Consider the following 21,015-nt stretch of genomic DNA (forward strand, 5'->3'; position numbering starts at 1 on the left):
GCAAAATGGGGCTGGTCGTCGGCGCTCCCCTCATTAATAAGCGCACCATGTCTTTGTTTCTCGTTATCGCACTCCCGTTCATCGGCGCGCTGCTGCCGGGCCTGATGATCCAGGCGGGCAGACAGGCCTGCTTCATGGCAACTTTCCTGGTCACGGCATTGGCCGCGGTCGGGCTTGCGACCCACGCGCCGGCGGTGCTGCGCGGGGAGGTGGTGAGCGCGCAGCTCAATTGGCTCCCGGCGCTGGGGCTCAACGTTAATCTCTTTCTCGATCCGCTGGGGCTGATGTTCGCCGGGCTGATCCTCGGCATCGGCTTGCTGATCATCGCCTATGCCCGCAGCTATCTGTCGCGCGATGACAATATGGGCGAGTTCTTTACCTATCTGCTGCTGTTCCAGGGCGCGATGGTCGGCATCGTGCTGTCGGACAACATCCTGCTGTTGCTGGTGTTCTGGGAGCTCACCTCGCTGTCTTCCTTCCTGCTGATCGGGTTCTGGAAACACCTGCCCGAGGGCCGCCAAGGTGCGCGCATGGCGCTGACCGTAACCGGGCTCGGCGGGCTTGCGATGATCGGTGGCATGCTGCTTCTGGGCCAGATCGCGGGCAGCTATGACCTGAGCGTGATCCTGACTCAGCGCGAGCTCATCCAGGACTCGCCGCTCTATCTGCCTGCCCTGCTGTTGATCCTGCTCGGCTGCTTCACCAAATCGGCGCAATTCCCGTTCCATTTCTGGTTGCCGCACGCCATGGCCGCGCCCACTCCGGTCTCGGCCTATCTGCATTCCGCTACCATGGTGAAGGCCGGGCTGTTCCTGCTGGCGCGGCTCTGGCCGGTGCTGTCGGGCAGCGAGGTCTGGATCGTGCTGGTCTGCACCGCCGGTCTGGTGACCATGGTGCTCGGCGCGGTGATCGCCTTCTTCAAGGATGACCTGAAGGCGCTGCTGGCCTTTTCGACCGTCTCGCATCTCGGGCTGATCACTTTCCTCCTCGGCACCGGTACCGGCTTCGGGGCCATGGCGGCGGTGTTCCATATTCTCAATCACGCCAGCTTCAAGGCGGCGCTGTTCATGAGCGCCGGGATCGTCGATCACGCGGTGCATACCCGCGACCTGCGCCGCCTCGGCGGGTTGGCGCGGTTCATGCCGGTGACCTTCGCGATTGCCACGCTGGCGGGCCTGTCGATGGCGGGGATTCCGCTGCTGAACGGCTTCCTTTCAAAGGAAATGATGCTGGAAGAGGCGGTGCATACCACGCTTTACGGCTCCCCGATCCTGGTGGCCGTGGTGGCGACGCTCGGCGCGCTGTTCTCGGCGGCCTATTCCTTCCGCTATATCTGGCACTGCTTCCTCGGTCCGGTGCGCAATGACTACCCCGCCGAACCGCATGATCCTTCGGTCGGCCTCTGGCTGCCGCCTGCCCTGTTGATCCTGCCGGTCGTGGTGATCGGCCTTGCGCCCTTCCTCGCGGAACCCTTCGTCAAGATCGTGACCGCGGCGGTGATCGGCGGCGTCGTCGAGATGCCCGATGCGCATCTCAAGATCTGGCACGGTGTCACCCCCGCACTGATGATGTCCGGCATTGCGGTATTCGGCGGCGCGCTGCTGCTGGCCGCCTACGCACCGCTGGCGCGCGGCTGGCTCGCGGCGCCCCGGCCCGAGGCCAAGGTGATCTTCGAGGGCATCGTCGAGGCCTGCGCCCGGGCGGCCGAAGCGGTGGCGGCGCGGCTGCATGACGGCTCCTTCACCCGCTATGCGTCGATCATGGTGCTGACGGTGATCCTCGTTGGCGCCTATGCCGGGCTCACCGGCGGTTTCGGCCTGCCGAGCCGCGAGATGCTGCCGATCACGCCGCTGGCGGTCATCGCCTGGCTGATGCTCGTCTGTGCGGCGGTGTTCCTCGTCGCCGTGCAGCGCAACCGCCTTGCGGTGCTGATCCTGATGGGGATCATCGGCCTGATGGTCTCGGTCGGGTTCAACTATTTCTCCGCCCCCGATCTCGCGCTGACCCAGATCTCGGTCGAGGTGGTGACGATTATCCTGCTGCTGTTGGCGCTCAACTTCCTGCCCAACCGCAGCCCGGTGGAATCCGGCGCCGCAAAGCGGATCCGTGACGGTGCTATCGCGATCACCGGCGGTGTGGCGGCGGCGGCGCTGATCTATGTGATCCTGATGTCGGATTTCCCGATGACGTCAATCTCGGAATATCACCTTGCCAATTCCTACAAGGGCGGCGGCGGCACCAATGTGGTCAACGTGATCCTCGTCGATTTCCGCGGCTTCGACACCTTCGGCGAGATCATCGTGCTCGGCATCGCGGCGCTGGTGATCTATGCGCTGACCGAGACGCTGCTCTCGGGTCCGGTGCGCGCAAGGCTGCTCAATCGCGGCTATGAGGAGGAACGCGCGGGCGATGCGCATCCCCTGATGATGGTGGTGCTAACCCGGGTGATGATGCCGGTGGTGCTGATGGTCGGCGTCTATATCTTCCTTCGCGGGCACAACGAACCGGGCGGCGGCTTCATCGCCGGGCTGATCGTGGCGATCGCGGTGGTGATGCAATATATGGCCAGCGGCTTTGCCTGGGCCGAAAAGCGCCAGCGCTATCCCTATCATGGCATCATCGGCGCCGGAGTGCTGGTCGCCGGGCTGACCGGCATCGGTGCCTGGTTCGCGGGACAGCCCTTCCTGTCCTCGGCCTTCGGCTATTTCCGCATCCCGCCAATGGAGAAATTCGAACTGGCCACCGCGATGGGCTTCGATCTCGGCGTCTTCCTCGCCGTGGTCGGCGCCGTAATGCTGTCGCTGGAAAGCTTCTCGCGACTCGGACGCCGTGCCGGGACGGAGGTCAGCGACTACGCGATGGACATCGACCCCTCGCGCGAACCCCTGCCCCAATCAGAGCGTGAGGAGGCCTGAGCATGGAATTGCTGATCGCATCCGCCATCGGCGTGCTGACGGCCGCGGGCATCTACATGGTGCTGCGGCTGCGCACCTTCCCGGTCATCATCGGCACCTCGCTCCTGAGCTATGCCGTCAACGTTTTCCTCTTCGCCTCCGGACGGCTGGCGATGGATGCACCGCCGGTGCTGAGCGACAACGCGGCGAATTACGCGGACCCGCTGCCACAGGCGCTGGTACTGACGGCGATCGTGATCTCCTTCGGGATGACCGCGGTCGTGGTGATCATCGCGCTCGGCTCCTGGCTGAGCTCGGATGACGATCTGGTGAACGCGCCCGAAGTGCCCGGCGCCACCACCAACGCGGCTCCGGCCCGGCGCGGAGAAGCCTCATGAACCACTGGATCGTCCTTCCCGTCGTGCTGCCCGCGATGCTGGCCGCCGCGCTGATCCTCTCGGCGCGCTATCATCTGACCCTGCAGCGGGTGTTCTCCCTCACCGGCGCCGCCGCGCTTTTCGCCATCGCGCTCGGCCTGTTCTGGCAGGCTTCCGACGGCACCATCACGATCTACCAGCTCGGCAACTGGACGGCGCCCTTCGGCATCGTGCTGGTCGCAGACCGGCTCTCGACCCTGATGGTGCTGCTGACCTCGATCCTGGCGCCGCTGGTGCTGCTCTATGCGATCGGGTCTGGCTGGGACCGGCGCGGGAGACATTTTCACGCGCTGTTCCAGTTCCAGCTGATGGGGATCGCCGGCGCCTTCCTGACCGGTGACGCCTTCAACCTCTTCGTGTTCTTCGAAGTGCTGTTGATCGCCTCCTACGGGCTGATGATCCATGCGGGGGGCGCGGCACGGCTGCGCGCCGGTACGCAATACGTGCTTTACAATCTCCTCGGTTCGACACTGTTCCTTTTCGCCCTCGGCACGCTCTATGCTGAGACCGGCACGCTCAACATGGCCGATCTGGCCATGCGGGTGGCGACGCTCGATCCTGCCGATTCCGCAGGCATCCGCATCGCCGCGGTGCTGCTGCTGATGGTCTTCGCGATCAAGGCCGCGCTGCTGCCCCTGCATTTCTGGCTGCCCGCCAGCTATGCCGAGGCCCCGGCGCCCGTGGCGGCGCTTTTCGCGATCATGACCAAGGTCGGCGCCTATGGCATCATCCGTTTCTACACGCTGGTCTTCCCGCCGGAGCTTGCGATAACGCAGGGGCTCTTCGACACCTGGCTGATGCCCGCCGCGCTGGCGACCCTGACCCTTGGGATGATCGGCGTGCTCGGCGCAAGGCGCATCGACCGGCTGGTCGCCTTCGCGGTCATCGGCTCGATGGGCATGTTGCTGAGTGCGGTGGCGGTCTTCACACCCGGGGGCATCGCCGCGGCACTCTATTACGCGCTGCATTCGACATTGGCGACGGCGGCGCTGTTTCTGCTGGTCGATGTGATCCGCGACGGGCGCGGCGGCACCGGCGCGCGGCTTGCCCCGGCAGCGCCGATCGTCGGCGGCGCATTGGCGGCGGGAATGTTTTTTCTCGCGGCGATCGCCATGGTCGGCGTGCCCCCGCTGTCGGGCTTTGTCGGCAAGCTGCTGATCATGGACGCGGCGCGCGGCAGCACCGCCATCTGGTGGGTCTGGGGCGTGATCCTGAGCGGCTCGCTGATCTCGCTGGTCGGCTTTTCGCGGGCAGGGTCGCTGATCTTCTGGAAGGCGCATCAGGAGGTCGCGCCCGAACTCGACTGCGATCCCGAGGCCGAGATCGACACCCATGACACGCCGCTCCCGGCGCAGCACGCGCCGGCCCTCTCGATGGTCGCCATCGGCGGGCTGCTGGCGCTGCTGGTGCTGCTTACCGTGGCCGCCGGACCGGTCATGCGCGTGCTGGACGCAACAAGCGCGCAGCTCTTCGCGCCCGGCCCCTATATCGAGAAGGTGCTGAACACGCCGGGCAAGGTGATCAAGGATCACGGCACCGAGGATCATGCGGAAGAGCACGACGGTCCCGACGCCGGTTCCGCGGCTGACGCCGTCGGCGGCGAAGCCAGTGAAACCACGGAAGCGGAGGAGCACTGACATGGCCCTGCGATTGCTGCAACGTCTCTTCCCGCATCCTTTCCTGACCGCGCTTCTGGTGCTGGTCTGGTGCCTGCTGGTCAATGGGCTGAGCCTCGGCACGCTGGTATTCGGGATGATCCTCGGCGTGCTCATCCCGATCGCCACCGCCGCCTATTGGCCCGCCCGCCCGGCCGCGCCGCGGATCGGACGGCTTACGGTCTATCTCGTGATCGTGCTCTGGGACATCCTCGTCGCCAATGTGCAGGTCGCGATGATCGTGCTGTTCAAGAGCAATGCCAAGATGGCGCCCAATTGGGTGATGATCCCGCTCGACCTGCGCACGCCCGAGGCGATCTCGATGCTGGCCGGCACCATCACCCTGACCCCCGGTACGGTGAGCGCGGACCTCTCCGCCGATGGCGGCGCCCTGCTCGTCCATGCACTTGACGCGCCGGACCCGGACGCGGTGCGCGACGAGATCAAACACCGCTATGAACGCCGCCTGAAGGAGATTTTCGAATGATCGACATCGCTCTTTACATCGCGCTCGCGGCGGTCGGGCTGGCACAGCTTCTGGCGATGGTGCGACTGGTCATCGGCCCGCATATCGGCGACCGGATACTGGCGCTCGACACGATGGTGATCAACGCCATCGCGCTCATTATCCTGCTCGGCATGCTCTGGGGCACGCAGATCTATTTCGAAAGCGCGATGATCTTCGCCATGCTCGGCTTCGTCTCCACCGTGGCGCTGGCGCGGTTCGTGCTGCGCGGCGACATCATCGAATGAGGAGGACATGATGGACGCGTTGCTCGACACCCTGTCCCAGACGCCGCTGCTCGATATGGCCGTCGCCTTCCTGCTGCTGGCCGGTAGCTTTTTCACGCTGGTCGGCTCGATCGGCCTGATCAAGCTCGAAGCGCCGATGTCACGGTTGCACGGACCGACCAAAGCCTCGACACTCGGCGTCGGCTCGCTGCTGCTGGCCTCGATCATCTACGCCTTCGGGCGCGGCGAGCCGTCGCTGCACGAGGTTCTGGTGATGGCGTTCCTCTTCGTGACCGCACCGATCACCGGCAATTTCATCGCCAAGGTACACCTGCACCGCTACCACAAGCCGGAAGATCTGCCTGCCCTGCCGGAAGGGCAGAACTGGGCCGCCTGCGCGAAGGAAGAAGAGGAAAACCGGCTGGATCGCGACCGCGTTTGATCTTCCCTTCGCCGCGGGGCGCTGGCACATTCGGCCCATGTCGAAGAAGACCCTCAACGCGGCCAATCTTGCCGGGCTCGGCGCCGAGCGTCTGGCCGAGCTGCTGATCGAGGTCAGTACCGGAAGCGCCGACATCAAGCGCCGCCTGCGGCTTGAACTCAGCCATGACCTTGGGCCCCTCGAACTGGCGCGCGACCTGCGCAAACGGCTGGTGTCGCTGCGCAAGGCGAGAAGCTTCGTCACCTGGCGCAAGCGCAAGGCGTTGATCAAGGATCTGCAAACCCAGGCCGACATGATCATCGAGCGCATTGCTCCGCAGGCACCGACAGAGGCTTTCGATCTGCTCTGGCAGTTTCTGGAACTCGCAGGACCGACCTCTGAACGGGTCGATGACAGTCGCGGCGAGGTCGGCGATGTCTTCCGCGGCGCCCGTTCCCATCTGGCCGAGATCGCGCCGCGCGCCATGCTGGCGCCGATCCAGCTGGCCGAACGGGTCTGGGAGGCGTTGCGCGACGACGGCTATGGCGCCTTTGATGGTGTGATCGACCTCACCGCCGAGGCGCTTGGCCGCGAGGGTCTGACGCATCTCGAAGCGCTGGTGAAAGCCTACGAGGCCGCACCGATCGAAACCGATCCCGACCATCCCGCCCTGCAGTTCCTGCGCGAGCTGCGCGGCGGGTCGGCCTCCTATCTGGCCGATGCAAAGGCCCGCATGGTCAAACATACCCTGCAGGAGATAGCGGACGCCGCGGGCGACACCGAGGCCTATATCGCGCAGTTCAGCGATGCGGATCTGAGCCGCCCGCGAACCGCGGCGGATATCGCCACACGGCTGCTGGAGAACGGTGATGCGGAACTGGCCATGTCCTATCTGCAACTTGCCGAGGACGCCCGCTCGGACGCAGCATGGGATGATGCCTATATCGCCTGCCTGCTGGCTCTGGGGCAGCACGACGCGGCACAGGCGCATCGCTGGCAATGTTTCGAGACGCGGCTGTCGGCCCGGCATCTGCGCGATCACCTGAAGGAGCTCGACGATTTCGAGGATGTCGAGGCCGAAGACCGCGCCAAGTTGCATGTGCTGGCCTATCCCGATGTCAGCGCCGCACTTGGCTTCTTGCTCGACTGGCCCGATCTGCATCACGCGGCGCGGCTGGTCGAGGCCCGCAGCGCCGAGCTCAACGGGGATTTCTATCATATCCTGACCCCCGCTGCCGACGCGTTGCGCAACCGCCATCCGTTGGCGGCGGTGCTGCTGTGGCGGGCGATGATCGATTTCGCGCTGACCGAAGGGCGCAGCAGCCGCTATGGCCATGCCGCCGATCACCTGATGGATTGCGCGGCGCTCGACGGCGAGATCGACGATTACGGCACGGCGGAAAGTCATGACGATTATGTTGTCCGGCTGCAGGACAGGCACCAGCGCAAGACCTCGTTCTGGGCCCGGCTTGGCTGAACCACAGGGGGCCGGACCACCGCGGCGCGGTCCGGCCTTTCACCTCAGCCGTCGATGGCGGCCGTGACGATCACTTCGACCAGCAGGTCGGGCCGGGCCAGCTTGGCTTCGCCACAGGCGCGCGCCGGTGCGTGCCCCTCGGGCACCCAGGCGTCCCAGACCTCGTTCATCGCAGCGAAATCCTTCATGTCGGCCAGCCAGATGACCGCCTGCAGCATCTGCTCGCGCGAGGAACCGGCCTCCTTCAGCAGCGCATCGACGCGCGACAGGCAATCGCGGGTCTGTTCCGCCACGTCGGCGCCCTCCCCGACCTGACCGCACAGATAGGCCGTGCCGTTGTGTTTGACGATTTTGCTCATTCTGGTAGCGGTATGCAGACGCTCGATCATGTCGGTTTCCTTGCTTGAAATATCTGGAAGATCCCGGCACAGGCCGGGGTCGCCCCCGGTGGATAGCGTTCCCGGTGGCGCGAGAACAGCCTCCGCGATGGCCTTGGGGGAGAAATGTGAGGCAGGGCTACAGGAGCCGACGCAGCACATAGGTCAGCTCGCTGCGCCGCTTCAGTCCGAGCTTGAGATAGGTGGCCTTGAGATGCGTCGCCACGGTCCAGTGGCTGATCTCGAGAAACTGCGCCACTTCCTTGTTCGAGAACCCCTTGGCCACGAGGATCGAGATTTCGCGTTCACGCGGGGTCAGCAGATCCAGCGGTTCAGCCACGTCCCCGGGCGATCTGAAGACATCGACCTGCGCAAGATCGCCGTCAGGGACGTCATTCAGAATTCGGACTGGCATGGAACTCTCCCAATCTGGTTTTTCTTCCCCCTGCGGCTCCCGGACCGGACTTGTGAAGAGGAGACAGCAGCGGCCCATGTCCAGCCGGATATCCGGTGAAAAAGTGATGTTCCCAAGGTCTCCATGATACTCGAAACGACGGCGTCGGGGAAATACTATCTTCGGTTGTAGCCCGCCCGGCATGACCCGGCCGAACAGGGTGGCGGGTAATCAGCCGGGCTTCGGCGGCAGCAGGATCCGGGCATAGCAGCGGCCGAAGGGGGCAGCGCCGCGGCGCACCGTAATCTGGCGCTGCGCATCGCAGGAGAACCGCGGCTGAAAGGAGATGCGTCCCTGAGGAAACGACTTCGATATGCCGCTGGCGCGCCAGAACCGCTGGTTGAAGGGATGCGCGTTGATCATCTGCGCAAGCCGCTGGCGCTCCGACCCCGGCCGAACATTGTAGGCCCGCCCCGCCAGCCCGAGCAGAGTATCCCCCCGCCGGATGCGATAGAGCTTGCCGGTCTTGCCGGATACGCGGATGCAGCCGCGCTCATGGTCTTCGGCCTCGCTGTCCATTTCGACGGTGCAATAGCGGGCCGACAGGTAACCATGTACGCGCGGCCAGTCGAATTTCTGCACCAACGGCTTGCGGATGCTGGCGCGGCCGCCGTTGCGGTTCACGAAATCGGCCAGCCCCCGCTGCAGGCTGCGCCAGAGCGCATCCTGGCCGCGGCTCACCAGCCCGAGCAGGCTGGCCCCGGCTTCGAGCAGCCCGTTCACCCGGTCGGCGGCGCGGGTGTAGAACGTGTAAGTCCCGTCGCCGTTGTCACGCAGGCGGAATTCGCGGTTGCCGTTGATCGGATGGCTGCCGTTTCCGGCGCGCAGCAACTTCGGCGTGAAGACAGTGCCGAAGACCCAGTGCAACGGCGAACTGCGGATCGCCATCACCGTGGCATCCTCGATCCCGGCCCCGCCCGCGAGGTTCAGCATATCGATATGAATCAGCGCCATATCCGGTCGGCTGGCGCGCCAGCGCAGGCGGTTGCCGCGTCTGGTCTTCGCATCGAACCCGTAGGGCCGGAACTGCGTGTTGCGCCGGTCGATGAAGTCATTGATGTTCAGCCGCAGGTGACGCAGCAACCCGGGAGCGGTGACCCGCTCGCCGCCGATCTTCGGAAGCCGGGTGATCTTCACCGCATAGAGATCGCAGGACAGATCGCCGCGGCCATCCTCGATGAACTGGAAATGCCCGCCGACGGTCTTGCGCCACAGATGCGCGCGCTGCGACTTGGTCGGTTTCAGGATCAGCAGGTCTTCCCATGGGTAGAGCGCGCTCGCGAGATCCTCGGCATCCGCTTCCCTGATCGGTAGATCGAGCATAACCATGTTACAGGCTCCCATCGGTCCCGAGACCCCAATTCAGCTGCTGCGCTTGCGCCGTGCGGGGCGGAAATCGATGATATGGGCACCGCCGCTGCCCGCCAGCTTGCTGCGCATCCCGACGGATTCGGCGCTGGTCAGCCAGTCATCTGCGGCATCGACGATGGCTTCGAGCAGGGCTTCGAAATCGGTGCGCACATCGGTCAGGATGTAATCCTCGCCGAGCCAGCGCAGGATATCGCGCCCGGTGACCGCCATGCGGTTGCGCTGCGAGGAGATCGGGCGTTCGTGCAGATAGCGTTTCAGCACCTCCTCGAGCACGTCCCAGCCGGTATCGGCGCCGAAGAGATGGCGGACGTCATCGGCGTTGAGGATCTCGAAGGCATCGCGCAAGAGCACCAGCACTTCCGAGCGCAGCACCGCCACATGGCCATAGGAAACCTGCTTGAGATTGTGCCGCAGGTCGAGCCCGGCGCGCCGCACGATCGCCATAGAACCGAAGCTCTCGCGCGTGTTGTTCGGGCGCACCACTTCGGAGACCCGCTTGTCCTGGAAGAAGTTCGAGACATGACGACAGAAGTTGCTCATCAGCGCGTGGAACGGATCATTGGGCTCGGCCCCGGCGGGCGGCGTCGCCTCGGTATAGCCGAAGACCTTGCGATAGGCCGATTTGCGATCCCCCAGCGTGTAGCGCAGGAGCCGTTTGCGGTCGTATTGAAACAACGCCATGGCCCCGGCCCCGTCCGAAAGCTTGACCTCGCCAGAGCGGAACAATTGCTGCAGCTTCAGCACCGCGCGGAAGGCACCGAGCCGTTCCATCTGGTAGATGTAATAGAGATCGGCGATCGCCGAGATCCGCTCGCGGCTGATCTGGTCGTCGTAATTCGGTACCAGCGGCGTCGAAGCGCTCTGTCCGAGGCTGGTGGCGATGTTCTCGCCGAGCCCGATCAGCGGCAACAGCCCGCCATCGCCGCGCGGCGCGCCCGGCAACGGTTCGAGCAGCGCCATCAACGCCTTCTCGGCCCCGGCGACATATTGGTTGATCAACTCCGCCTGACCGGGTTTCTCCACCAGTTCGTCGCGGGCATCCTTGATAAGCTGGCTGCGCAGGGTCTGGAGACGGCCCATCAGGCCGTTCAGCCCTTCCAATGTATGAACGTGATCGTCTGCCATGGCTCAGCCCTCCTTAGGTGACGTGGCATCGGCCAGGGTCGCGGCGCTCTTGGCCGCCGAGCCGAGCAAGCTGTGCAATTCCTCGAGCTGCCGCATCGGCCCGGCAAGGCGGATCGCGAAGCCGAGCCCTTCGGCCGCCTCGATCAGCTTGCAGGTCGCCGTTTTCTGATGGCCGAGCTCTTCGCTGAGGATCTGCAGGTCCAGCGCTTCGAGCGCCCCGATCAGATGCGAGGCATTGGCATGGGGCTTGGCGACCTCGATGATCCAGTCGAGCAGTTGTCCGATCGAGATCTCGATCTTGCGGTGCCGCCCGTCGTGCCGCTGCTGGCTCCCGGCCTCGACGCTGGTGCAAAGCTCGTTGGTGAAGAACAGCAGATCCTGCTCGGGCAGGCTGGTGCCGTGCCGTCGGAATATGGCGCGCATGTCCTGCGCCGAATGATAGAGCGCGGCGAGTTGCAGTTCGAGCCGCGCCGCGGTGCGCCCGAGCGTGTCGTCAAGCGGGCGTTCGACATCGGCGCGCAGCCGTCGGAACGCGTCGCACAATTCGCGGATCTCGGCGCGGATTTCCTCGGCCTTGACCACCGGACGGCGCTGGCCAACCTCGTCCTCATCCATCGGGCGCGGTTCGCCCGACAGCAGATCCTCCAGATCGCAATCCTCCATCTGGTCGAAGAATTCCTGCTCCAGATTCGCATAATCGAAGAAGTCACCGGTCGCCTTGACGGCGCGGCGGATTGTGGACATCGCTCTGGGCAGATTGACCCCCTGCGGATCGGCCATCACCTCGTGAAGATCGGCGAAATGCCGTGCGACCCTTTCGCTTGTGGCCTGCAGCTTGGGCACGCCCGCGCGGGTCTCGAACCGGGTCATGTCGGGCAGCCGGTCGAGAATGTCGAGGATGATGTCGGCCTCGTCGCGGACCTGTCGCGCCGCCACCCGCGCCGCGCCGCCAAGAAGTTGACCCGGCGCCGCGAGCAACGGCGCGCGGCCCTCGCTGCGGCCCGGCTCATAGAAGGTCTTGCCCGCTTCCCGGCGCGGACGATAGGCGTCGAGCAGGCCGTTGATCAGCGCATCGCTCGCCGCCGCGCTGGCCTCGCCGCGCGCGAATTGAACACCGTTGCGGGGCAATGACAGCGCATCGAGCGACGCCATCAGCTGCTCGCTGACCGATTTGAACCGCCCGGCACCGGGCGTGCCGGAGCTTTCCGCCGCGCCGAGATTGGTTCCGATGAAGGAGATCTGCCGCGAGATCGTCTGCAGCGCGGTGGTGATCCCGTCGGTTGCGTCATTCCTGGCCATCTGGATGTTCCTTTCTCTGGTTGCGACCGCCCAGGCGCGGGTCTCGTGCATCAGCGCCTCGGCCCGCAGCGGCAGGTCGCGCACCTGTTTCAACGTGGACTTCGTGCTCTGGATCAGCATCGTCATGGCGCGCCGCCGGTTGCCTTCGAGATCCTCCCGCTCGCTGGTCGCCTCGTCGATCACCGCGTCGAGGTCACGCAGCAGGCGTTCCTCGTTGAGGTTGTCGTTGACATGGGCGGAAAATTCGCTGGCGCGTTCGACCGCATCATCGGCCGCCCCGGCCTGGATCGCCCTGCAAAGTCCGTCGAGAATGGTGCGACCGATCTGCGCGGCATCATGCAGATCCTCGACCGATTTGGCCTCATAGGCGGCAAAATCCGAGGCCACCATCTTGCGCGCCGCCTCGATGATCGCACCGAGGTCGCGATGCAGAAGCCCAGCAGTCTCCTCGGGGGTCGGTTCCATTGCTTTCTGCGCTGTCACAGCCATATCAGACCCTTCCCAATGTAGCATAGAAATGACCGGCAATCGCCACCGGATCAGCACCCTTGCGGGTGATGGCACGGCGCGCGGCGGCGATCAGGTAGCGCTCGGGCAACACACCGGTGTTCTCACCGCGCAGCAACCTGTCGGCCGCTTCCCGGACGAAGGCCACATCCTTCTTGGTGAAGCTGATCACATGGCGCAGGCTGCGCCCGCCGAGCTGCGGCAGCGCGGTCTCGCAGATCGCCTCGACCATCAACGTCGCGCCATCGTCAAAGCTCTCGCGCAGGGCCTTCGGCAGGCCACGCCGCAGCCGGAGCGGATAGATCCGGTGCCAGGCCGTCACGAAGGCCCGCGCTTCATCGGCAAAACCCATGCGCCGCAGCAGCACGCAATTCATCGGCACCCGCAATATCGGTGTCGGATGCACCCCGTCGGGATTGAAGGCCGCGACCTGTCGCTGGCTGCGCCCGACCACGTCGATCAGGGATTCGACATAGGCGGGCCCGATGAGCAGGCAGCCAGCGTAATCCGCGAAAGCCTCCTTATGCCAGCGCGCCCACACCGCCAGCGCCTCCGGCGGCACCCGCCCGGTCATGCGCCGGGTGATGACCTGAGGCATGACCTGCCACAGGCCGAGATCGTTCTGCAGGTTATGCGCCACCTCATGGGGGATCGCGCCCAGCGTCCAGGGATTATGGAGCCGATGCTGGGGGATCTTGACCAGCGGGAAAGGGTTGGCCCGCTTGCCGAGTTTCGACAATTTCACACCGCGCCGATAGGTCGCCGGACCATTGCCATCCTCGATATAGGCGAAGGGCTGCGGTGCGGGTACGCTGCGGGCGCGACCAAGCCCGAGCCAAATCGCCTGGTAGCAATTCCGCGCGATCCGGTCGACCCCGCGCAGCCGCCCGCCAAAGCGTCCCGAACGCTGATCGAAGATGCCGCGATAGAATGCGAAGAGCTTTTCACCCTCTTTGGTCTGGCGATAGACCCGTGCCTTGAGTTCGAGAAAGGGCTGGATATCGCCCTCCGGTGCAGCGGCCAGCGCATCGCGCATCCGGCGCATCGCCACGACATCGCCGCTCAGCGCGCGGCGCAATTCATCGACCAGCGCATTTGCGGCCGCGATATGCGCCCCGGTGGGCGCGATGGCCGGAGATCCGAATTCCTCAACCCTTATCGGGGCCAGCCCGGCGAGATAGCGCTCGGCGTTGAGCGCCTGCCGGTCGAGAAACCGACGCGTCGAATAAAGCGCCGGATCGCGCCGCGGTACCGGTCTTGCCCGCTGCGGATATGTCAGGGCAATGGTCACCTGGGCCACCTCAGCCCCGCCCCGAGAGGCGCCGCTCGGCGCGCAGCAACTGGCGGGCCGCATCGCGCAGGGCCCGCGCGGCAGCGATCTGACGGCCCCGCCCGGAAGCATCCAAACCGCCTGCCGATAAGTCACCGGCGAAATCTTCATCGTCGCCTTCGTCGTCCTCGCTTTCGAAGAAAAGGTCAGCCGCCGCCCCGTCGAAAGGCTCTTCCCCCTCGAAATCTTCCCAGAGGTCTTCGTCCTCCACTTCCTCCCGTGCCATGCCGCTGCCGATCTGTATCGCCATATCCGCGATGCTCAGCGCATCGAAGATCCTCTGCGCGAGGCTGCGCGCCTGTTCCTCGTCGATCCGTCCGGTCTTGCGCGCGACTTCGACTGCGGCGGCGCTGAGGATCGACAGGACCGGCAGGCGGATGATCTGCCGCGCCGTCACCGCCGAGCCCGCGCGGCTCGCGGCGAGCTGCGCGGCACGGGTAACGAAACGCGATGCCAGCAGCCGCGCGACGGCCCGCCGCATCCTGGTGTCGGCGATACGACGTTGCAGCAGTCGGTTGGCGGCGGCCGCGATCCTCGGCGCCTGCCGCCCGGCGGCCTGACGCGCCGCCAATGCCGCCTGGCGACGACGTGCCGAGCGATCGGCGGACCGGCGCACCCTGCGGCGAATGCGGGGATTGTCCTTGCGCAGCGCATGGCGGCGCGTCGTGTAGCGGCGTTTTTGTGCCGAGCCGCGGTCGGATTCATCGAGGTAGAGATCGGCGTCCTCGTCATACTCGCGCCCGTCGAAGTCCTCGAAGTCATCCTCCTCGTCGCGGCCCGCGTCATCGAAAGGATCACCCGCGTCGAAACCGTTAAAGGCGCCCGGCGCATTCCCGTTGAAATCAAGATCATCATCACGCATGTCAGACACTCCTTATGCGCAGCGCAAAGCCGGAGAACGGGTCATCCGGGGCCGCGGTCAGCGCGGCCCCGCGACAGGTTCAATAGAACCGTTCCGCCTTGGCGATTGCCGCGCGGTTGAGACGGCGTTTCTTGGACACGTTATTGGCCAGCGCACGTGCCAGTCGCGGCTGCGAGCTGAGCGTGCGCTTGGCCTGCTTGGTCATCACCCTTGCGGCCGTGCGCTTGGTGATCGGCTTGCCCTTGCGATCCTTGCGCGCGAGTGCGGCGGTCGTGTCCTTGACGATCGTCGCCAGCGTCTTGTTGAGTTGCTTGCTGGACCGGTTGGAGGCGAAGCGCCGCGCCATGCGTCCCGTGGCGCTAGCGATACCGGGCGCCACCGTCTTGACCGCCATCGGCGCTTTGGACGTGATGGTGATGGCGATCGCCCCGCCCAGGGCCTGCGCATCAGAGGGGCGCGCCTTGGAGGCCGCGCTGCCCATCGCTTCGGCAAGTCCTTCATCCACCGGCGATATCTGCATCATCGCGTTCATTTCATCCTCGGTATCGTGCTCGTCCTCATCCTCGAGATTCTTCACGAACCGTCCGATACCGCCCCCGATCGCCGCGCCGGCAGGACCGCCGAAAGCACCGCCGATCACCGTGCCGATCTTGCCGGCATTGCGCTTGGCCACGCCCAGCAACTTCTTGGCGCCTTTCTTGGCCCAGCGTTTCAGCCTGCCAAAGAACGGGTCGCCCTCGAACTCGCCGAATTCGAAGGATTCATCATCGTCCTCGTAATAATCTTCATCCTCGAAATCCTCCCATTCCGAGCCCTCGTCATCCTCGTAGAGATCCTCGTCTTCGAACAGATCGTCCTCATCCTCGGCGAAATCCTCTTCATACATCAGGTCGTCATACATCGCTGACCTCCTTGCGCCATTCGACATCTGGAAATGCGGGATGCTGTGCGAGCCCGCCTGCGAAAATCATGCGCCCGCCATTGCAGGTCACCAATCGCCCGCATCCGCTACCCGGAAACGACTAGCTTCGATTGGCGATTTACGCGCCGTTGAGCAGGCGCCGGGAGGGTGCGGCCGTGTGGTCCCCGTCGGCAGTGTAATGCCGAAGGCCGACCGGGTCCTGCACCGTCCCGAGCGGCGGGATATTGCCGCCCTGTCACTTACCCTCTTCTTTTTTGCAGCCAGATCGCGGAGATAGCTTAGGGGCCGCGTCGTGCCGACGGCCCTGATGGCAACAATCCCGAGTGATCAGATGCACCTGTTTCCTGCCCGCTTGCCCCTCAGCCGCCTGTCAGCGCTATGTGCGACGCTTTTTCTGCTTGGCGGCTGTGCGTCGCTCCCGACCGACCAAACCGGCGATGAACCGCTCGGTACGCTCGCCTTCGCGCAGATCAATCCGGGGCGCGGGGCCATGGCATTACGCGAGGTCGAGCGGCTCCGAGCGAAGGGGCGACGGGTCTGGTGCGTGCCCTTCGCGCGCAATGTCAGCGGCATCGATATCCGCGGCGATGCAAAGACCTGGTGGCCGCAGGCGCAGGGCCGGTTCGAACAGGGTCACCAACCGCGCGTCGGCGCGGTCATGGCCTTTCGCGAGACGCGGCGCCTGCCGCTCGGCCATGTGGCTGTGGTTTCCGACATCGTCTCGCCACGCAAGGTACTGATCGATCACGCCAACTGGCATCGCAATCAGGTCTCGCTCGGAATGGCGGTGATCGATGTCTCCGAAGGCAATGACTGGTCGGCCGTGCGGGTCGAGAGCCAGCCCGATAGCTTCGGCAGGGTCTATCCGCTGCGCGGTTTCATCTCGGCGCCCCCACGTCGGCAGGCGCACGGGGCGACGGCGTCCGAATGACAAGGGGCGGACCGATCGCCCGCCCCCTATTCTAGATCACGCGAGGCCCAACGCCCGTCTGCGCCCGACCGCCCAGCGGGTGACCAGATGGTCCACCATGAGTCCCATGAAGGCCACCGCGAAGCCCAGCACCAGCCCCTTGCCGACGTCGGTGGAGGACAGCGCCCGCTGCATCTCCTGTCCAAGATCCTGGGTACCGATGAAGGCCGCGATGATCACCATGAACAGCGAGAACATCACCGACTGGTTGACCCCGACCATGATCGTCGGCAGGGCCATCGGCAGGCGCACGTTCCACAGGGTCTGACGCTGCGAAGCGCCGGACATGTCGGCCGCCTCGATCAGCGCTTCCGGCACGCCGCGCAGCCCCTCGATCGTGTAGCGCACCAGCGGAACTGCGGCGAAGAGGAAGACCGCGCTGACCACCGCCACGTCATTGACCCCGAAGAGCATCACTACCGGAATCAGGTAGATGAAGCTCGGGAAGGTCTGCAGCGTGTCGCAGATCAGCAGCACCTTGACCGCCCGCTGTTCGTTGCGCGCCCCCCAGATCCCCAGCGGGAAGCCGACGATCAGTGCCAGCAGCACCGAGAAGGTCACCATGTAGACCGTGATCATTGCCCGGTCCCACCAGCCCGACATGGCGATCAGCCCGAAGAAGGCCAGGCAGACCAGCGCCGACCGCATCCCGCCGATGGCCCAGCCGATGGCCGCCAGCAGCGCCAGCACCGCCGTATAGGGCAGGTAGAGATAGGCGTCGCGCATCGGAATCAGGATCCAGGTGATCAGGAACCAGCGCAGCCATTGGGTGATCGGGTCGATCAGCACGATGAACCAATCGACCACCGCATCGATCGGGTCGGCCATGCTCAGCGCCTGGCTGCGCTTGACCTGATCGAACAGCGGAAAGACCTGCGCCAGCGCGAAGGCCGCGGCGACCAGCACCGCCCAGATCACGAGGAACTTGTGGCGCACGACCAAGGAGGTGCCCTTCTCGAAATGCTCCGGCTGGCGGATTGCCCAGGCCTTGGTGCAGCGATCGAGCATCACCGCGAGCAGCACGATGGTGATGCCGATTTCCACCGACCGGCCGATCTTCAGCGCCTGCAGCAGCTGCAACAGTTTCTGACCGAGACCCGGCATGCCGATGAAGCTGGCCAGAACCACCATGGCCAGGCATTGCATGATCACCTGGTTGACGCCGACGAGGATCTCGGTGCGTGCCGTCGGCACCTGTACCGAGCGGAGCAATTGCCAGCGGGTCGCGCCGCACATATGGCCGCTTTCCACGACTTCGGGAGAGACCTTCTTGAGCCCGAGCAGGGTCATCCGGATCATCGGCGGCACCGAGAAGATGATAGTCACGATCGCCCCGGCCTTGGGACCGACGCCGATGAACACCACCACCGGGATCATATAGGCGAAATGCGGCAGCGACTGCGCGATGTTGAGCAAGGGCGCGAGGATCTTCTCGAAACGCGGGGATTTCCATCCCAGCACCCCGATCACGAGGCCGAAAAGGATCGAAAAGGGCGCCGCCACGACGATGACCGACAGCGTCTCCATAGACCATTTCCACTGGCCCATCACCGCGATCCACACGAAGGTTCCCGCCGACAGCAGCGCCAGGCGCCAGCCCTGCAGCGCATAGCCGATCACCCCGGCGGTGACCGCGATGACGCTCCAGGGGATCGGACCGAGATAGGGCCAGCGATTGCGCCCATAAAGCAGGTTGGCCGTGACGTTGAGCAGCCACTCGACCCCATCGGCAAAGGCACGCGTGACATGCATCAGCCCGAGATCGTCGCGCATGAAGTTGAACACGGCGTTGATCCAGTCGGCAAAGGGCCAGACCAGCCAATCCGGTGGCCGCACCAGCCCGGCGGGCAGCATCACCTTGGCCAGCACCAGCAGCACCGCCAGCGCGAAGAGCCCCTGGGCAACCCGGGTCTTTGACAGCGCGGGCAGCCCCGTCCGCGGGGTGTCGGTGAGCGCGGTGGTCATGCCGGAGCTCCGAAGAGCACGTCGAGCGCTTCCTGGCGCGCCATGGCGCCAATGACCTTGCCGTTCCGGTCGGAAACCGGCATCAGGTCGCGCGTGTCATTGACCAGCAGACGGCCCATTTCCTGAATGGTCGTATGCCCGGCGATCGGCTCGCCGGTCGGCGAAACGCCGTTGATCGGGCGGGCCAGGCCACGGGCATGGACCACGCGGGCCTTGTTGATCTCCTCGGTGAACTTGCGGACATATTCAGTCGCCGGTTCCAGCACGATCTTGTCGGGCGTGTCGCATTGCTCGACGGCGCCGTCCTTCATGATCGCGATCCGGTCGGCAAGGCGCAGCGCCTCGTCGAAATCATGGGTGATGAACACGATGGTCTTGCCCAGCATTTCCTGCAGCCGCAGGAATTCGTCCTGCATCTCGCGGCGGATCAGCGGATCGAGCGCCGAGAACGGCTCATCGAGAAACCAGATGTCGGGCTCGATGGCGAGGCTGCGGGCGATGCCAACGCGCTGCTGCTGGCCCCCGGAAAGCTCACGCGGAAAGTAATCCTCGCGCCCGCTCAGCCCGACCAGCTCGATCACCTCCAGCGCCCGCGCCCGGCGGGTGTGGCGATCCTGTCCGCGCATCTCCAGCGGAAAGGCGACATTATCGAGCACGCTGCGATGCGGCAGCAGACCGAAGCTCTGGAACACCATGCCCATCTTGTTGCGGCGCAGGTCGATCAGCTCCTTCTCGCTGAGCGCGCCGATGTCCTGCCCCTCGACCTTGACGGTCCCGCCGGTGATGTCGAGCAACCGTGACAGGCAGCGCACGAAGGTCGATTTGCCGGAGCCCGAAAGCCCCATGATCACCAGCATCTCGCCCCGCGCGATATCGACGGAGACATCGCGCACGGCGGCAATATATCCGGCCTGGCGAATTTCATCGAAAGTCGGATTGCCGGTCATGCCCGCCAGATATCTCTCCGCTTTCTCACCAAACAGCTTCCACACGTTGCTGCAGGAAATGACGGGTTCCGCTGTGCTCATCTATTCTTCCCCTTGATCCGATGAACCCGCCCGGCAGAAATGCCGGACGGGATTGTAACGTGGCTGGAAACGGCTCAGGCGCCGCCGGCCACCCAGGGCTTCCAGACGTCTTCATTGGCTTCAAGCCATGCGGTCGCGGCCTCTTCGGGCTCCATCTCGTCGATATCGACGAGTTTGGCCATCTGGGCGATCTGCGGATTGGTGAAGCTGATCTTGGTCAGGGTCTCGTAGGCGGCGGGCCATTTCTCTTCCATGCCCTCCCAGGCCGCCTTCTTCAGATAGCCGTTGGCCGGGTTGCCGCAATCATAGGTCGCATCGGGGTTCGGACCGACGGCGGGATCGCTGTCGCAGCCCTCGACCCATTCGGGGAATTCGACGAATTCGCCCGGATAGAGCGCTTCGACGAAGTTCGGCGTCCAGTTGAAGATCACCACCGGACGCTTGGTCTTCTCGGCGGCCGCGACCTCGGCCCAGAGCGCCGATGCAGAGCCCGCGTTGACCACGGTGAAGTCCATGTCCAGGGCCTCGACCCGCTCGGCATCATGTTTCAGCCAGTCCACCGGCCCTCCGAGGAAACGGCCGTTCTCACCGGTTTCCGGCGTGGTGAACTTGTCCTTGCATTCGTTCAGCGCCTCCCAGTCGGGCAGGCCCGGGCAGGCGTCCTTGGTCCAGGCCGGATACCACCAATCCTCGCGGGTGACCGCGTCGTGATCCCCGGCATCGACGATCCCGCCCTTTTCCTGCGCGGCACGGAACGAATTGCCGAAGGCGCCTTCCCAGACCTCGAGCTCGAGCGTCACGTCGCCCAGACGAACGGATTCATAGACCGCCTGGCTGTCGGTCGAGACATATTCGACATTGTTGCCCATCTCTTCGAAGATCTGGCCGACGACGTGGCTCATCACGATCTGGCTCGACCAATTGTGAGTCGGGATGATGATCGGATCCGAGGAATCCTCGGCGAAACCCGCTGTGGCACCAAAGCTCAGACCCGCGGCCAACGTGAAAAGTTTCAATTGCGTTTTCATTCAATTCTCCCTGATGGTGTCCCGGCGCCTCACTCGGGCGCTCGGGTTATTTCGGGAGCGTCATGGCTCTCTGCCCTGACCCTCCGCATCGACAGGCTATTCAGGAGATGTGAACAGGTCAGCCTCTTGTGATGAACAGGATGGTAGTAAATGTGAAATTT

General features: G+C 64.8%; 19 protein-coding genes. 8 read left to right on the top strand and 11 right to left on the bottom strand.

Annotated elements, in window-relative coordinates; translation table 11 throughout:
- Positions 1-47 precede the first annotated feature (47 nt).
- Genes ACFSUD_RS11900 through ACFSUD_RS11930 form a run of 7 tightly spaced genes read left to right on the top strand, consistent with a single transcriptional unit; the run spans position 48 to position 7,616 of the window.
- Positions 48-2,915: a monovalent cation/H+ antiporter subunit A gene (locus ACFSUD_RS11900; protein WP_386374672.1), complete on the top strand. Its 2,868-nt coding sequence runs from the start codon at positions 48-50 to the stop codon at positions 2,913-2,915.
- 2 nt (positions 2,916-2,917) lie between these two features.
- Entirely contained in the window at positions 2,918-3,292 is a 375-nt protein-coding gene (locus ACFSUD_RS11905; protein ID WP_386374674.1) for a Na+/H+ antiporter subunit C, read from the top strand.
- The gene (locus ACFSUD_RS11910; RefSeq protein ID WP_386374676.1) at positions 3,289-4,968 is read left to right on the top strand and encodes a monovalent cation/H+ antiporter subunit D; all 1,680 of its coding nucleotides are present in this window, start codon (positions 3,289-3,291) and stop codon (positions 4,966-4,968) included. Before ACFSUD_RS11905 ends, ACFSUD_RS11910 begins: the two co-directional genes overlap by 4 nt.
- Before the next feature lies 1 nt (position 4,969).
- A complete protein-coding gene (locus tag ACFSUD_RS11915; protein ID WP_386374678.1) occupies positions 4,970-5,473 on the top strand; it encodes a Na+/H+ antiporter subunit E in 504 nt (167 codons plus the stop codon).
- The gene (locus tag ACFSUD_RS11920) at positions 5,470-5,739 is read left to right on the top strand and encodes a K+/H+ antiporter subunit F (protein WP_386374680.1); all 270 of its coding nucleotides are present in this window, start codon (positions 5,470-5,472) and stop codon (positions 5,737-5,739) included. The genes ACFSUD_RS11915 and ACFSUD_RS11920 overlap by 4 nt, the downstream gene beginning before the upstream one ends.
- Before the next feature lie 7 nt (positions 5,740-5,746).
- The gene (locus ACFSUD_RS11925; protein WP_386374682.1) at positions 5,747-6,160 is read left to right on the top strand and encodes a Na+/H+ antiporter subunit G; all 414 of its coding nucleotides are present in this window, start codon (positions 5,747-5,749) and stop codon (positions 6,158-6,160) included.
- A gap of 37 nt (positions 6,161-6,197) precedes the next feature.
- Positions 6,198-7,616, top strand: coding sequence for a DUF6880 family protein (locus ACFSUD_RS11930; RefSeq protein WP_386374684.1), 1,419 nt, complete (start codon positions 6,198-6,200; stop codon positions 7,614-7,616).
- A 44-nt stretch (positions 7,617-7,660) separates the two neighbouring features.
- Here ACFSUD_RS11930 and ACFSUD_RS11935 read toward each other — a convergent pair whose 3' ends face one another.
- The 8 genes from ACFSUD_RS11935 to ACFSUD_RS11970 form a co-directional block, all read right to left on the bottom strand.
- Entirely contained in the window at positions 7,661-8,005 is a 345-nt protein-coding gene (locus ACFSUD_RS11935; protein WP_386374686.1) for a RidA family protein, read from the bottom strand.
- A gap of 127 nt (positions 8,006-8,132) precedes the next feature.
- Entirely contained in the window at positions 8,133-8,408 is a 276-nt protein-coding gene (locus ACFSUD_RS11940; protein WP_386374688.1) for a response regulator transcription factor, read from the bottom strand.
- Positions 8,409-8,618: 210 nt separating this feature from the next.
- A complete protein-coding gene (locus ACFSUD_RS11945) occupies positions 8,619-9,776 on the bottom strand; it encodes a hypothetical protein (RefSeq protein ID WP_386374690.1) in 1,158 nt (385 codons plus the stop codon).
- A gap of 33 nt (positions 9,777-9,809) precedes the next feature.
- On the bottom strand, positions 9,810-10,943 hold the full coding sequence (locus ACFSUD_RS11950) for a hypothetical protein (protein ID WP_386374692.1): 1,134 nt from the start codon (positions 10,941-10,943) through the stop codon (positions 9,810-9,812).
- Between the two features lie 3 nt (positions 10,944-10,946).
- Positions 10,947-12,731: a hypothetical protein gene (locus ACFSUD_RS11955; RefSeq protein WP_386374694.1), complete on the bottom strand. Its 1,785-nt coding sequence runs from the start codon at positions 12,729-12,731 to the stop codon at positions 10,947-10,949.
- A gap of 1 nt (position 12,732) precedes the next feature.
- The gene (locus tag ACFSUD_RS11960) at positions 12,733-14,040 is read right to left on the bottom strand and encodes a hypothetical protein (protein ID WP_386374696.1); all 1,308 of its coding nucleotides are present in this window, start codon (positions 14,038-14,040) and stop codon (positions 12,733-12,735) included.
- Between the two features lie 10 nt (positions 14,041-14,050).
- A complete protein-coding gene (locus tag ACFSUD_RS11965; protein ID WP_386374698.1) occupies positions 14,051-14,941 on the bottom strand; it encodes a hypothetical protein in 891 nt (296 codons plus the stop codon).
- A 79-nt stretch (positions 14,942-15,020) separates the two neighbouring features.
- The gene (locus tag ACFSUD_RS11970; RefSeq protein ID WP_386374699.1) at positions 15,021-15,842 is read right to left on the bottom strand and encodes a hypothetical protein; all 822 of its coding nucleotides are present in this window, start codon (positions 15,840-15,842) and stop codon (positions 15,021-15,023) included.
- A gap of 352 nt (positions 15,843-16,194) precedes the next feature.
- Between ACFSUD_RS11970 and ACFSUD_RS11975 the strand changes: the two genes are divergently transcribed.
- A complete protein-coding gene (locus ACFSUD_RS11975; RefSeq protein ID WP_386374701.1) occupies positions 16,195-16,794 on the top strand; it encodes a CHAP domain-containing protein in 600 nt (199 codons plus the stop codon).
- A 36-nt stretch (positions 16,795-16,830) separates the two neighbouring features.
- On the opposite strand, the gene ACFSUD_RS11980 is transcribed toward ACFSUD_RS11975, so the two are convergent.
- The 3 genes from ACFSUD_RS11980 to ACFSUD_RS11990 all read right to left on the bottom strand — a co-directional run bounded on the left by ACFSUD_RS11980 (position 16,831) and on the right by ACFSUD_RS11990 (position 20,854).
- Positions 16,831-18,798: an ABC transporter permease gene (locus ACFSUD_RS11980; protein ID WP_386374703.1), complete on the bottom strand. Its 1,968-nt coding sequence runs from the start codon at positions 18,796-18,798 to the stop codon at positions 16,831-16,833.
- Complete coding sequence (locus ACFSUD_RS11985) at positions 18,795-19,826, bottom strand: quaternary amine ABC transporter ATP-binding protein (RefSeq protein ID WP_386374705.1); 1,032 nt, start codon at positions 19,824-19,826, stop codon at positions 18,795-18,797. The genes ACFSUD_RS11980 and ACFSUD_RS11985 overlap by 4 nt, the downstream gene beginning before the upstream one ends.
- Before the next feature lie 74 nt (positions 19,827-19,900).
- Positions 19,901-20,854, bottom strand: a complete 954-nt coding sequence (locus ACFSUD_RS11990; protein ID WP_386374707.1) for an ABC transporter substrate-binding protein — start codon at positions 20,852-20,854, stop codon at positions 19,901-19,903.
- Positions 20,855-21,015 lie beyond the last annotated feature (161 nt).

It is taken from the genome of Sulfitobacter aestuarii, assembly GCF_042685005.1.
Lineage (GTDB): Bacteria > Pseudomonadota > Alphaproteobacteria > Rhodobacterales > Rhodobacteraceae > Sulfitobacter > Sulfitobacter aestuarii.